Annotated in this window: 11 protein-coding genes; 9 read left to right on the top strand and 2 right to left on the bottom strand. The window is 58.7% G+C overall.

Annotated elements, in window-relative coordinates:
• Nucleotides 1-7: 7 nt before the first annotated feature.
• Nucleotides 8-1,591 (bottom strand): amidohydrolase, encoded by a 1,584-nt coding sequence (locus FHW16_RS19555; protein ID WP_432652060.1) that lies wholly within the window; start codon nucleotides 1,589-1,591, stop codon nucleotides 8-10.
• A gap of 112 nt (nucleotides 1,592-1,703) precedes the next feature.
• On the opposite strand from FHW16_RS19555, the gene FHW16_RS19550 reads away from it, so the two are divergent.
• The 7 genes from FHW16_RS19550 (at nucleotide 1,704) to FHW16_RS19520 (ending at nucleotide 9,304) form a co-directional block, all read left to right on the top strand.
• Complete coding sequence (locus FHW16_RS19550; protein WP_182550963.1) at nucleotides 1,704-2,594, top strand: LysR substrate-binding domain-containing protein; 891 nt, start codon at nucleotides 1,704-1,706, stop codon at nucleotides 2,592-2,594.
• Nucleotides 2,595-2,720: 126 nt separating this feature from the next.
• Entirely contained in the window at nucleotides 2,721-3,839 is a 1,119-nt protein-coding gene (locus FHW16_RS19545) for an ABC transporter ATP-binding protein (RefSeq protein WP_182550962.1), read from the top strand.
• Nucleotides 3,840-3,896: 57 nt separating this feature from the next.
• The gene (locus FHW16_RS19540; RefSeq protein WP_182550961.1) at nucleotides 3,897-5,012 is read left to right on the top strand and encodes an ABC transporter substrate-binding protein; all 1,116 of its coding nucleotides are present in this window, start codon (nucleotides 3,897-3,899) and stop codon (nucleotides 5,010-5,012) included.
• A gap of 71 nt (nucleotides 5,013-5,083) precedes the next feature.
• Nucleotides 5,084-5,914: an ABC transporter permease gene (locus tag FHW16_RS19535; protein WP_182550960.1), complete on the top strand. Its 831-nt coding sequence runs from the start codon at nucleotides 5,084-5,086 to the stop codon at nucleotides 5,912-5,914.
• A gap of 3 nt (nucleotides 5,915-5,917) precedes the next feature.
• The gene (locus FHW16_RS19530) at nucleotides 5,918-6,730 is read left to right on the top strand and encodes an ABC transporter permease (protein ID WP_182550959.1); all 813 of its coding nucleotides are present in this window, start codon (nucleotides 5,918-5,920) and stop codon (nucleotides 6,728-6,730) included.
• Complete coding sequence (locus FHW16_RS19525) at nucleotides 6,727-8,109, top strand: FAD-binding oxidoreductase (protein WP_182550958.1); 1,383 nt, start codon at nucleotides 6,727-6,729, stop codon at nucleotides 8,107-8,109. Before FHW16_RS19530 ends, FHW16_RS19525 begins: the two co-directional genes overlap by 4 nt.
• A 193-nt stretch (nucleotides 8,110-8,302) precedes the next feature.
• Entirely contained in the window at nucleotides 8,303-9,304 is a 1,002-nt protein-coding gene (locus FHW16_RS19520) for an ABC transporter substrate-binding protein (RefSeq protein WP_182550957.1), read from the top strand.
• Between the two features lie 315 nt (nucleotides 9,305-9,619).
• Here the strand turns inward: FHW16_RS19520 and FHW16_RS19515 are convergent, their stop codons facing one another.
• Complete coding sequence (locus FHW16_RS19515; RefSeq protein ID WP_182550956.1) at nucleotides 9,620-11,665, bottom strand: NADH:flavin oxidoreductase; 2,046 nt, start codon at nucleotides 11,663-11,665, stop codon at nucleotides 9,620-9,622.
• A 298-nt stretch (nucleotides 11,666-11,963) separates the two neighbouring features.
• On the opposite strand from FHW16_RS19515, the gene FHW16_RS19510 reads away from it, so the two are divergent.
• Both FHW16_RS19510 and FHW16_RS19505 read left to right on the top strand, forming a co-directional pair.
• Nucleotides 11,964-12,428, top strand: a complete 465-nt coding sequence (locus tag FHW16_RS19510) for a GNAT family N-acetyltransferase (protein ID WP_182550955.1) — start codon at nucleotides 11,964-11,966, stop codon at nucleotides 12,426-12,428.
• Nucleotides 12,429-12,622: 194 nt separating this feature from the next.
• Entirely contained in the window at nucleotides 12,623-13,441 is an 819-nt protein-coding gene (locus FHW16_RS19505; RefSeq protein WP_246711860.1) for an ABC transporter permease, read from the top strand.
• Nucleotides 13,442-13,483: the final 42 nt, after the last annotated feature.

Here is a 13,483-nt window from a genome sequence, read left to right as displayed (position 1 = left end):
CTCCTCGTCAAGGGCGCGCGGGTATCCACCAGTCCCGCCCGCGTGCTGTGGTCACATATTCCGGCCAGCGGAAATGAATCGGCGGCTCGTAGTCGCACAGCGGCGCGATCCAGTTCGAGCCGCCAACGCCGCCGCCGGTACGCTGAATGAATTCGTCTTTGGCCTTGCCCCTCGCCGCATCGTCTTCAAGCAGGCGCAGAGCTGTCAGTGCTACCGTCTTGGCAGCGGTCAGCACCATCGGATCGATCGTCGCCGGGATACCGCCGAGCGCATTCATCACCCAGCCCGGATAGGCAAAGCCTTTCGGTGCCTTCAACGCGGGCCGCGCCACGTAGAACCGCACGGTGGGTGCATGCCATGTCATGTCGGTATAATCGTCGGAGGTGGAATTGATCTGTGACGGCGGCAGGTCGCGGCGCAGGATTGCTTCGGCTTCCCGAGGCGCGATCAATGCCTCGCATTCATCGAGAAATGGTTCCTGCATCGCATCAATCCCGGCATTCACCTGGATCTCCCGCGCAACCGCCTTTGCCGCCTCGTTCCAGCGCGGCGCACCGACGGCCTGCAGGGCATCCCACGTCACCTCTGCCATGGCATGGTTGGCAAGGCCGGGCCGCGACTTGCACACCCAGTGCCGCTCCACCCGGCATCCGGTCATGGCGGCAGCGTGTTCGGCATTGCGGTCGAGGACGGCGGTGATGCGCTCGGCCATGGCAATGTCAGGCACGCGCATCATATATTGGATTTCGGCAAGCGCGGCAGGAAGGTTGTCGGCGGTTGCCTGCCCCGCCGTCAAGATCGCCTCGCTGATCGACCAGCCGCCCTGATGCGGCAGCATGGAATCGCGCAAGGCTTTCGAGGCCATGTACATCATCATCAGCGCATCATTGGCGCCGGGGGCACGCACCGCCGAATGGGATTGCGGGATGGGCGCACCGTCACTGAGCCCCCAGCCCTCGGGCTGGTCGCAGACAAACCGGTAGATCATCGAATAGGCGGCACCACAATGCGTATCCCATCGCACCGTATTGCACAGAGGCAGCATGTAGAACGGATGAAACGAGATCATCCCGTCCAGCCCGTCATAGTAACCCTTGGCGGCGTGGATGGGTTTGGACCCCCGCACCTTTTCCGCCGGTTCGCCGGTGAAGCGCAACGTGCCCGCAATGCCATGTTTCTGCATGGCAGCCTTTGTCGCCAGAAGCCCGCCCAGACTGGAAATACCGAGGCCGGAATGCGGGTCCGTGTGGCCGCCCGCGTGTTCATTCAGGCCGGGTCTTGGCCGTTTGACCGTGGCTGCGTCCTGGCAATTGCCGGGGACCGCATCATATTCCGCATACATGCCGATGACAGGGGATTTGCCTGTCGTTCCGGCCTTGTTGGTCCAGTACGCGCAGAATGCCGTGGGCATGCCGCCCGATCCGGTCTCCACGTCAAAACCTTCACGGCGCAACAGCGCCACGTACCATTCAGCTGATTGGTATTCGCGCCAGGCGGTTTCGCCGAAGTCGAAAATGGTGCGCGTCCATGCCGACAGGTCGGCCTGATGCGTATCGACAAAATCCAGCGCTGTGGTTCCTGCTGCCGTGATCACGATCCATCTCCCGTTGCGGCGAGATAATCATCTGGAAGGTGGGACAAAAAGTGATATGTTTTTTCAAAACATGCAAATTCTATTCACCTCTTCAACCGGAAACCCATCCATGCGCATTCCGTCCACGCAGGCCCTGCGGTCCCTCGAGAGTTTTGCCCGGCATGGCAGCGTCTGGCGTGCGGCTGACGAATTGCACCTGACGCGCAGCGCCGTCAGCCACCAGTTGCGCCTGCTGGAGCGCGATCTCGGCTTTGAACTGCTGCAACGGGACGGCAAGGGTGTTGCCCTCACCCCACGCGGCCGCAAATATGCCAATGACGTGCGCAAAGCGCTTATTGTCATCGACGATGCCGGTGGCAGGCAAAGCCCGGCGGGCGTGGGTGGTTCATTGTGCGTGAGTTCGACAGCGGGCTTTGCATCGCTGTGGCTGTGCACCCATATCGCCGAGTTTCAGGAAAAATATCCTGACGTCGCGCTGCGCATTGTCACACCGCGCAAGCTCGATGATGTGACTGACTCCACTGTCGATATTTTTATAGCGTTCGGCGACGGCAACTGGCCGAACCGCGCGGTGGAGCTGTTGTGCGAGGTGGAGTTCACCCCACTGTGCAGTCCCGTGCTGATCAACAAGATCGGCGGCATTTCCGAACCGAAAGACCTGCTGTGCGCGCCACTGCTGCATCTTGGCGATTTCGAGGACTGGACCCGCTGGATGGCGTTGGCCAATGTGGAAAACCCGGATTCCGAGCGCGGCATCATCTTTTCCGACATGAACCTTGTCTATTCCGCTGCCATCACGGCGCAGGGCGTTGCCATGGGCGATGAACTGACCTGCCGCAAAGCCATGAAGGCAGGTCAACTCATCCGCCCGTTCGACCTCGGGATCAAGTCGCCGAAGTCGTATTTTCTCGTCACGGATTTTGCCAAGATCGAGCATCCGGCCCAGCTGGCGTTCACGGAATGGCTGAAATCCCGCCTGTCGCAAACGCGCAACGCATAGCCAGCGAATTCATATTTGCTCATGCTGGCGTGAATTTCATTCACGTGTCGCGGTAATATATTTCAATTGTCGTCACCGGAGATTGTGCCTAGGCTTTCCGAAAAAGCAGGGGAAAGAGGTCAATCAATGCCTCAGCGCATGCAACTGGGCGACGCGAAAGCCGCCGAGATCAAGGCTGTTTCCATCGGCAAGACATTCGGTGCATTCCGTGCGCTGAAGGATTTGTCGCTCGACATCGGGCGCGGCGAGTTTCTGACCCTTCTCGGCCCCTCCGGTTCGGGCAAGACGACCTTTCTGATGATCCTTGCGGGGTTCACTGCGCCGAGCGAAGGCCGCCTGATGATGGATGGCAAAGATATCACCGACGTTCCCGCCGAAGACCGCTCCTATGGCATGGTGTTTCAGGGCTATGCCCTGTTTCCGCACCTGACAGTTGAACAGAACATCGCCTTCCCGCTGAAGGTGCGGGGCCGCTCGTCCGCCGACATCAAGCGCCGGGTTGGCGAAATGGTCGAACGGGTTGGTCTCACCGGGCACGAGAAAAAACTGCCGACGAAACTCTCCGGCGGCCAGCAGCAGCGTGTTGCCCTCGCCCGGGCTCTGGCTTTCGAACCCTCGGTGCTCCTGCTGGATGAACCCTTCTCTGCGCTGGACAAGAATTTGCGCGAGATGATGCAGGAGGAGGTCAAACGCCTGCATCAGGAAACCGGCACGACTTTCGTATTCGTCACACATGACCAGTCGGAAGCACTCGCCTTGTCATCGCGCGTGGCGATTTTCAACCATGGCGAGCTTTTGCAGGTTGGACGCCCGCAGGACGTCTATGAGCGGCCGGAAAACCGCTTCGTTGCGGAGTTTCTCGGCGAGATCAATCTTTTGCCGCTCGATGCCCTGCGGCTCGACGGTGACAAGGCCGCCGGACAGTTCGAGGACAGAACCATTGTCCTCAGCCAGACACGACCGCAGATCGGTCCGAAGGCCGTTGCTGCGGTGCGCCCCGAGCATATGACCATCGCGGCCATCCCGCAAAACGCCGGGCATAATGCCATTGCCTGCTGGATCGAGGATGCGACCTATCTCGGGGCGGTCACCAAATATCATCTGAAAACGCGCAGCGGCACATCCATCGCCGTGTCGATGCCCACGGCTGCGACAGCCCCGTTTGCGCATCGCTCCGATGTCTGGGTGTCATGGCCGACAGAACAGGGATTTTTGCTGCCGCATCAGAATGAGACCCGCGCATAACGGCCGGTATATGGCCAACGATACGGAATGTGACAATAACAATCCAAGGGGAACACAATGGATCACGCATTTCAAAAGGACTGTCTGGAACGACTGGCTGAAAAGGTGGAACGCGGCGAGATCAGCCGGCGGCGTTTCACCCAGATGGCAGCGATGCTGCTGGCTGGCGCGCCTGCCCTCATGCGCTCTAACCGGGCATTGGCGCAATCGAAGGATCTGGTGCTGGTCAACTGGGGCGGCGATGCCATGACCGCCTATGACAAGGCCTATGGCCAGCCCTTCGCCAAGGAGAGCGGCATTGCCATCAAGCTTGATGGCTCGGGTCCCACAGAAGGCGCCATCACCGCCCAGTTCAAGAGCGGCAAGCCGAGCTGGGATCTGATGGACATTGATCCCTTCTCCGGCATTACCCTGGGCAAGCAGGGCATGCTGGAACCCATCGACTATGCCATTGTCGACAGGAACAAGATGCGCCCCGGGTTCGGCTGGGATCATGCGGCATCGACCTATTTCTTCTCCTACATCATCGCCTATGATTCCTCGAAGTTCGGCGATCAGGCCCCGACAGGCATGGCCGACTTCTTCGATGTGAAAAAATTCCCCGGCAAGCGCTCGCTGTACAAATGGGGCTCGGCCATGTGGGAAGCGGCGTTGATGGCCGATGGCGTGGCGCCGGAAAAACTCTACCCACTCGACCTGAAGCGCGCCCATGACAAGATCGCAGCCTTCAAGGAAAACGTCGTGGCTTACTGGGGCGGCGGCGCGGAAAGCCAGTCCGTGCTCATGGATGGTGAAGCCTCCATGGCACTGATCTGGTCGACCCGGGCGCAGCTGCTCGAACAGGATTCCGGCGGCAATATCAAGTTCGTCTGGGATCAGGGTCTGATTTCGCCCGGCGCATTATCGGTGATGAAGAACAATCCCGGCGGCAAGGACAATGCGATGAAGTTCATCGCCAGCGCACAGACGCCGGAACGCCAGCTGCAGATGTTCGAGCTGCTTGGACAGGGTCCGGCCAATCCGGCCACCGATGCGCTCATTCCGGCGGACAAAAAGCGCGTCAACTGCGTCGATCCGGCCAATATGACCAAGCAGATCCCGCTGAACATGGAATGGTATGCGGAGCATTATGCTGCGGCTTTCGATGAGTACACGAAAGTTATCTCGGCTTGAGCATGGCTTGGTGATCTTTCCCTTGCGGGGGAGATCACCGGCCGGATTTTGACATGCAACAGGGATTTTGAATGGGAAAATCGGCGACATCACGAACAATCCTGCTGCTTGCGCCGCTGCTGCTGTTTCTCGGGCTTGCCTATGTGGTGCCATTTCTCGGCGTCGTCAGATGGAGCGTCACAATGCCCGAACCGGGTCTTGGGCAATATCGCGCCGTGCTCACCGATCCGCTTGTCCAATCCGTCTTCATCCGCACCCTGCGCATCTGCCTTATCGTGACGGCCGCCGTGCTTGTTATGGCCTATGCCATCGCCTATGTCTGGGTGCGTGGAACATCGACCCAGCGCATGCTGGCGGAATTCTGCATTCTCGTGCCCTTCTGGATTTCCGTGCTGACGCGCGCCTTCGGCTGGTTGGCGCTTCTTTCCAATCGTGGTCTTATCAACACCTGGCTGCAGGCGGCCGGTATCATCAGCGAACCGCTGGCGCTTGCCCGCAACGAGTTCGGCGTCATCGTCGGCATGACGCATTTTCTCATTCCCTTCGCCGTCTTTCCCATTGCTTCAGCCATGCGCGCCATCGACGAGCGCGTGCTTCTGGCGGCGCGCGGCATGGGCGCATCGCGCAGCCGCATCTTCTGGAGTGTCTTCGTGCCGCTGACCTATGGCGGCCTGATTGGTGCCGCTTTGATCGTCTTCGTCTTCGCCCTCGGTTTCTTCGTCACCCCGGCCATTCTCGGCGGCGGCCGCAGCGTCATGGTGGCGGAACTGGTGTATCTCCGCATATTCCAGAGCCCGGACTGGGGGCTGGGTGCGGCGATCAGCGTGGTGCTGGTGCTGTTCATCGGCATCCTGCTCGCACTCATGCGGCGCTTCATCAAACCTGCGCATCTGGTGGGCTGAGCCATGCAATCATCCCGCCCCGGCCCTGTCCTTCTGATCATTGCCACCGCCGTGGCGCTGTTCCTGCTGATGCCGCTTTTGGCCGTTGTGCCCGTCTCCTTCACGCCGCAGCGGTTTCTGTCCATGCCGACAGGCACCCTGTCGCTGCGGCATTATCAGGCTCTCATCGACAATCCGGCATGGGGCCAGAGCGTGCTGCTCAGCCTGCGCATCGGCATTCTTTCCAGCGCCATCGCAACGGTACTGGCCACCCTGTTCGGCCTCGGCATCTGGATGTTCCAGCCGCGCTTTTCAGCGCTGCTCATCGGCTTCGTGCTGCTGCCGCTGATCGTACCGCCTGTTGTGTCGGCCATGACCTTGTATTTCCTCATGACGACGCTTTCCGCCTTCAACAGCTATATCGGCTATGACACGTGGATCGGCGTGGCGCTGGCCCATGCTGTGATGATCACCCCCTTCGCCGTAGTTCTCATCCTTGTCGCGCTGTTTCAGGTGGACCGGCGCATCGATCTTGCCGCCCGTGGCCTTGGTGCCAATCTCACCACCCGTGCCTTCCGCATCATCATTCCCAACATCAAGTTCGGCATCGCCACGGCGGCGCTTCTGTCCTTCGTGCTGTCATGGGAAGAAATCGGCGTCACCCTGTTCATCACTAGCGTCAACGCCATCACCCTGCCGCGCCTGATGTGGATGGGCCTGCGCGACAATATTGATCCTGCCATCGCAGCCATTTCCGTGCTTCTGATCATCGTCACCGCAGTCATCCTCGCCCTGAGGATTTTTATCGAACGGCGCGGGACATCGGAGACAAAATGATTGCAGACCATCTTGTAACGGCGCTTGAAACAATCACCGGCCCAGCGGGGATCAAGACGAGCGAGGCACTGCGGGCCATTCATCCAGGCTCCGATCCGCACAATCTCGATGCGGGGCTGATGGTCCTCCCCAAGAATGTTGAACAGGTATCCGCCATCGTCAAACTCTGCAATGACAACCGGATCGCCATTGTCCCGCATGGCGGGCGCACCGGCCTTGCCGGTGGCGCTGTCTCGCGCAAGGATGAGATCATTCTCTCGCTGGCCGCGCTCAACCGGATCGAATCCGTGGAAGCGGCGGCAGAAACCGCCATCGTCGAATGCGGTGTCACCCTGCAAGCCCTGCAGGAAGAAGCTGCGAAGGTGAACCTGACCACCGGTATCGACATCCCCTCGCGCGGCAGCGCCACCATCGGCGGCATGATTTCCACCAATGCGGGCGGCATGGAGGCATTCCGGCTCGGGGTCATGCGCCAGCGCGTGCTCGGGCTCGAAGTGGTCCTGCCCGACGGGTCCATCATGAGCGATCTCGCCGAGGTAACCAAGAGCAACGAAGGCTACGACCTGAAGCAGCTTTTCATCGGTGCGGAAGGCACGCTTGGCATTGTCACCCGTGCCGTCATCAGACTGACGCCGGCCGATACGTTTACCGCGACAGCCCTTGTTGCCTGTCCGTCCGCCATAGCGGCGGTGTCGCTGTTCCAGGCACTCCGACACGATCGCTCGCTGCGTCTGCTGCGCACCGAAATCATGGGCGAACGCTACTTCAGGGTGGCCGTCGAAGCCCTCGGCCCCGCATCGCTCGCCGCATTCACAGAGGCACCGATCTATCTCATTGTCGAAACGGAAGGGTTGGACCAGCAAGGCGCGCAATCGGCGTTGGAAAATGCGCTTGGCGCTGCCATCGAAAACGAACTGGTTCTTGATGCCATCATTGCCCAGAGCGGCAAGGAACGGAACGATATCTGGAACATCAGGGAGGACAGCAACGTCATCACCCGCGCCTATCCGAATGGCTACTGGTTCGATATCTCGGTGCCGCTGCAGCATCTGGATGCCTATATCAGGCAATTCGACGGAGGCGTCGCGTCGCTTGGCGCCGATGTCAGGGGCTTTGCCTTCGGCCATCTGGGCGACGGCAATCTGCATATCTGCGTGGCGGGGGAGAACGGCAATCCTGATAAAGATGCGGTGAAAGCCGTCGTCTATGCCAATATCCGGCAGATGGGTGGTTCCTTCTCCGCCGAGCATGGTATCGGTCTTGAAAAAATGCCGGAACTGCATGCATTGGTCGATCCGGTCAAGCTTGCGCTGATGCGGACCATCAAGCGAACAATCGATCCCAACAACATCATGAACCCGGGCAAGGTTGTTAGTTAGCCATGTCGCTAAGAACAAAGCATGTGACGCGTTCCGGCTTCTCGGGTACCCCATGCAGGGTTATCGTTTCAGGCATGGTCCAGCCTTTTTTCCATCGGCTTTGTGCAGGCCGGGTGCAGTCCTTGCGTCCGGTGCATCTGCGGATGACCATCTCCACCACAAGCATCATAAAACCAACAAAAGGGGTTCTCACATGAAGACATTACTGATGAGCAGCGTCATGGCCTTTGCCCTGATGGGTGCAGCCGGTGCTGCATCGGCGGCCGAATGCGGCGACGTGACTATTGCCAGCATGAACTGGCAGTCGGCGGAGGTTCTCGCCAATCTTGACAAGATCATTCTCAACGAGGGTTATGGCTGCAATGCCGATATCGTGCAGGGCGACACGATCCCGACACTCACCTCGATGACCGAAAAAGGCCAGCCTGACATCGCTCCCGAAGGCTGGATCGATTTCATGCGTGATATTCTCGACAAGGCCGTGGCGGATGGCAAGCTCGTCTATACCGGCAAATCCCTGTCCGACGGCGGCGTTCAGGGCTGGTGGATTCCGAAATATCTGGCGGATGCGCACCCTGACATCAAGACCATCGACGACGCGTTGAAGCATCCGGAACTGTTCCCTGCGCCCGAAGACTCCACCAAGGGTGCTGTTTTCAACGGCCCTCCCGGCTGGGGCGGCACCCTTGCCACGACCCAGTTCTTCAAGGCCTATGATGCGGAGAAGAAGGGTTTTACCCTGGTTGATACCGGTTCTGCCGCTGGCCTCGATGGTTCACTCGCCAAAGCCTATGAACGCAAGCAGGGTTGGGTTGGTTACTATTGGGAACCGACGGCTCTCCTCGGCAAGTACCAGATGGTCAAGCTCGACCACGGCGTGCCTTTCGATGCAGCGGAATGGAAGCGCTGCAACACCGTTGCCGATTGCGCGGATCCGAAAAAGAACGCCTGGGAACTCGCCGAAGTGGATACGGTCGTCACCAAGAAGTTCAGCGAAAAATCCGGGCCCATCATGGACTATCTGAAGGCCCGCTCATGGTCCAACAAGACGGTCAACGAGCTTCTCGCCTGGATGACTGACAATCAGGCGACCGGTGAAGATGGCGCAAAGTACTTCCTCAAGAACCACGAGGACATCTGGACCAAATGGGTCAGCGCCGACGTGGCGACGAAAGTGAAGGCTTCGCTGAAATAAGCTTTTGATTGATGGCACAGACTATCTCCCCCTCATTGGGGGAGATATCAGCGATACCATTCAGAACTACTTTTCTGTCGATTGGCACAAAACCCTCTGGGGTGGTCGATTTTAATCGTGCTGCACGAACATCATGCGTGGTTCGACAAGCTCACCATGAGGGAGAGCGAGGATTGCAGGGAGCTATATTCTGGCAGCTTGCTCTCACTGCAATGTTTCCGATTAGCCTTGCAGCACCAATCTCCCTCATGGTGAGCTTGTCGAACCACGAACCACGAACCCGGCGGGTGCAACTCTCTGCTTTAAGAGACCCCCTCAAAACCGGATCGCATAACGCAGACCATCATAAATGGCGGCGTGGATATTGCGGGCATGCACCGCATCGCCGATCCGCAGCAGATCAAACTGCCCCTCCGCCAACCGTTGCGGGAAAATGGCACCGCCATTGACCAGCCGGTCATAATCCACCGCCCCGCCATTGCGCGACAGGGGTTTCAACTCGCGGTAGAGATCGTCGATCGGCAAGGTACCGTGTTCCACGACCACCTGATCCACGACCCGCTCCTCGCGATAGTCAGGATCGAAATCAGAGCCCAGTGTCGCGACAAGCTGGTTGCCGTTGCGGCGAACACTCATCAACCGTGTATTGATGGTTACCCGCACGCCGTGCTGCTGAAACGCCCGCATATACGGCACATGATTCATGCCACCCATTTCGGGCGCGAAAAACCGCTCGGGGCTGACAACTTCGAGCTTTGACCCTGCGCGCGCGATCATCTCCGCTGCGCTCATGCCCTGATGGCCGCCATTGTCGTCATAGAGCAGGACGGACTCGCCCGGCTTGACCGCACCCGCCAGAATATCCCAGCTCGACGTGACCAACTCATCGCCTGCCGTCAATGGCGGATTTTGCGGCAACCCGCCGGTGGCGATCACCACCACATCGGGGGAAAGTCCGAGGACATCGCCGGATTCTGCCCAGACGTTGTAGCGCAGGGAAACGCCAAGCCGATCCAGTTCCCCAAGGCGCCAGTCGACAATGCCGATCATCTCCTTGCGGCGCGGATTCTGCGCGGCAAGACGCACCTGCCCGCCTGCATGGTCCGAAGCCTCCAGCACGGTAACGTTGTGCCCGCCTTCCGCCGCGACCCGTGCAACCTCAAGCCCGGCAGGCCCTGCTCCCACAACAACGACATTCCGGCTGTTTGCAGCCTTGGCAATGGCGTGCGGGATGGTGCCCTCACGACCGGTTGCCGCATTGTGGATGCACAGTGCTTCACCGCCCTCATAGATGCGATCAAGGCAATAGGTCGCGCCGACGCAGGGGCGAATGCGGTGCTCCTCGCCCGCCTCGATTTTCCGTACGATATGCGGATCGGCAATATGGGCGCGGGTCATGCCCACCATATCGAGCTTGCCCTCGGCAATGGCGTGGCGAGCGGTAGCCACATCGGCGATGCGCGCCGCATGGAAGACGGGGAATTTTGTCTCCTGCCTGACATCCCCGGCAAAATCGAGATGCGGTGACGACCGCATGCCCTGTATCGGAATGACCTCGTTGAGCGCCGCATCCGTATCGATATGACCGCGAATGATATTGAGAAAATCGAATTTGCCCGAGGCGGCAATGCGCCGGGCAATCTCCACACCTTCCTGCCGCGACAGGCCCTGTTCCCAGTCCTCGTCGGCCACCATGCGGATACCAACGATAAAGTCGGGTCCGACGGACTGGCGCACGGCGTCAATCACCGCCCATGTGAAGCGCAGGCGATTGTCGAGCGAGCCGCCATATTCATCGTCGCGCCGGTTGGTGGCGGGCGACCAGAACCCATCCATCAGATGGCCATAGGCTTCGAACTCGATACCGTCGAGCCCTGCCGCCTGCATGCGCTGGGCCGCCGATGCATAATCGGCAATGATCCGCTCGATATCCCAGTCTTCGGCCTCTTTCGGAAACGCCCGATGGGCGGGCTCGCGCACAGGCGATGCGGAAACCACGGGCAGCCAGTCCGCCTTGTTCCAGCTGGTGCGGCGGCCCAGATGCGTCAGCTGGATCATCACGGCGGCGCCGTGTTCATGACAATCGTCGGCAAGTTCGCGCAGCCAGGGCACGATCTCGTCCTTGTAGGCATGAAGATTGCCGAATGCCGGGGGCGACTCGCGCGAGACAACCGCCGAGCCCGCCGTCATCGTCAGCGCGATGCCGCCTTTCGCCTTCTCCGCATGATAGAGCCGGTAACGGGTTTTCGGCATCCCGTCTTCCGAATAGGCCGGTTCGTGGCTGGTCGACATCAGGCGATTTTTCAATCGCAGATGTTTAAGCTGATAGGGCTCCAGGAGCGGATCGTCATGTGATGGCAATATCGTCGGTTCCCGTTGTTTTTCGTGATCCTACAACGGCGAACAGTGGACGGGTTTCTCCCACGCGACCTAAAGTGGTGTGGATTCGCCGCTCTCTGAATTTCCTGGTGCGCATCCCGCCAACCTGTCCAGTTGTGCTCCCTATAAATTGCCCGTGAAATCAGAACGAGAACTCGCAACCGCTAGATCGGAAAAAAATTCCCTAAATCCAGCCGATGGCCGTGCGTCTAGAAAATGGATGAAAATACTTCATGCCATCGTTTCTCATGGATGTAACAACAGTGGATGGATCTTCCCGATGATCAGCGAAATCACCTGCCCTGATGAAAAGAGTGCCCTTTGCACGGAAATCATGAGCGGCCTGCCGGAATGGTTCGAAGAACCGGCGGGGATTACCGCCTGTTCCAATCTCGTAGCCGATATGCCTGTTCTGGCTGATATGGATCAGGGCAGCTGTAGCGGGTTCGTCGCTCTCAAGTATCACCCGCCCGCAGCGGCCGAAATCTTTGTCATTGCCACGCGCAGGGAATGCCATGGCCGGGGAATCGGCAGTTCTCTGCTCAAAGCAGCCGAGGCGCACGCGCGCCGGACGGGATGTTCCCTGCTCACGATCAAGACGCTCGCGCCCCGCGGCAAGGATGAACCGCATCTCGACAATACCCGGGCGTTCTACGACAGGAACGGTTTCCTCAAGGCTGAAATTTTCCCCACCTTGTGGGCTGAGGGACATCCCTGCCTCTTTCTGGTGAAGCCGTTGAACTAGCGGTTTGGTCTGCCATCTTTCGACCAAGAGTTTCCGCTAGATCAAAAGGAACTATAGACTAAAGCCTAGTTTTTCGCGAAATCATCTTCGCGTAGTATGAGTGCCCTAAGGGTTAAAAAGCATAATGTCTTTTAAAATCGCGCTGGCACCTGTTCAACAAGGCTTATTACCACATTTACAGAAGCCGCAGAAAGATGCACGCCGACATGACGATGGAGAGTTCGCGGAAAATTACCGCATGGGAAGACATTGCCAGCGCGGTCGGTAATTTCCGACTTGCGGCGCTGCTGGGTTGGCAGGATGTGGCACAACGTTACCGTCGTTCGAGTGTCGGCGCCTTTTGGCTCACCATCAACATGGGTGTTTTAATCGGAGCCATGGGATTGATATTTGGTACTATCTTCCGCTCGCCCATGTCTGAATTTCTTCCCTTCCTTTGCGTAGGCCTCATCATGTGGGGCTATTTTTCTCAGCTGATTAATGAAGGTTGCGTTAGTTTCATATCGAACACTGAAACCATGTTGCAACTGCCGCTACCATTCTTTACCTATGTGCTGCGCACCTGGTGGCGAAACTCAATCATTCTTTTCCACAACATCGTCATTTTCCCTATCGTGCTGCTGATCTTTGGGAAATTCATCGGGTGGACCGCCCTGCTGGTTATTCCTGCCTTCGTTCTCGTGTCGCTTAATTTCTTATGGATGATGGTGATATTGTCGGTGATCTGCACGCGATACCGCGATCTGACGCAAATAATCCAAAACGTTATGCAGGTCGGCATGTATCTGACGCCAATCATGTGGCAGCCACACCAGTTGCCGGCGGACAAATCTACCCTGATACTCGACTTCAATCCGTTCTATCATCTGATCAGCGTCATCCGGGAGCCGCTGCTGGGAGGAATGGGTACCGCCCTGAACTGGTATGTCGTCATCGGTATGGCAATTGTTGGATGGATCATCGCGTTGCTGTTCCTGAATCGCTACCGTTCACGCATCACCTACTGGCTGTAGGGCTCCGCGGCCCGGATGCCACTCTATTCAATTGCGAAGGCA

The organism is Phyllobacterium myrsinacearum, from assembly GCF_014138285.1.
GTDB lineage: Bacteria > Pseudomonadota > Alphaproteobacteria > Rhizobiales > Rhizobiaceae > Phyllobacterium > Phyllobacterium myrsinacearum_A.
The sequence above is the reverse complement of the archived record's forward strand: the minus strand, read 5'-3'. Positions and strand labels throughout refer to the sequence as shown.

Bases quoted from the DNA above. Each gene is read 5' to 3' on its own strand.
- FHW16_RS19550 (WP_182550963.1), top strand. From the start codon at position 1,704: ATGCGCATTCCGTCCACGCAGGCCCTGCGGTCCCTCGAGAGTTTTGCC.
- FHW16_RS19545 (WP_182550962.1), top strand. From the start codon at position 2,721: ATGCCTCAGCGCATGCAACTGGGCGACGCGAAAGCCGCCGAGATCAAG.
- FHW16_RS19540 (WP_182550961.1), top strand. From the start codon at position 3,897: ATGGATCACGCATTTCAAAAGGACTGTCTGGAACGACTGGCTGAAAAG.
- FHW16_RS19535 (WP_182550960.1), top strand. From the start codon at position 5,084: ATGGGAAAATCGGCGACATCACGAACAATCCTGCTGCTTGCGCCGCTG.
- FHW16_RS19530 (WP_182550959.1), top strand. From the start codon at position 5,918: ATGCAATCATCCCGCCCCGGCCCTGTCCTTCTGATCATTGCCACCGCC.
- FHW16_RS19525 (WP_182550958.1), top strand. From the start codon at position 6,727: ATGATTGCAGACCATCTTGTAACGGCGCTTGAAACAATCACCGGCCCA.
- FHW16_RS19520 (WP_182550957.1), top strand. From the start codon at position 8,303: ATGAAGACATTACTGATGAGCAGCGTCATGGCCTTTGCCCTGATGGGT.
- FHW16_RS19510 (WP_182550955.1), top strand. From the start codon at position 11,964: ATGATCAGCGAAATCACCTGCCCTGATGAAAAGAGTGCCCTTTGCACG.
- FHW16_RS19505 (WP_246711860.1), top strand. From the start codon at position 12,623: ATGCACGCCGACATGACGATGGAGAGTTCGCGGAAAATTACCGCATGG.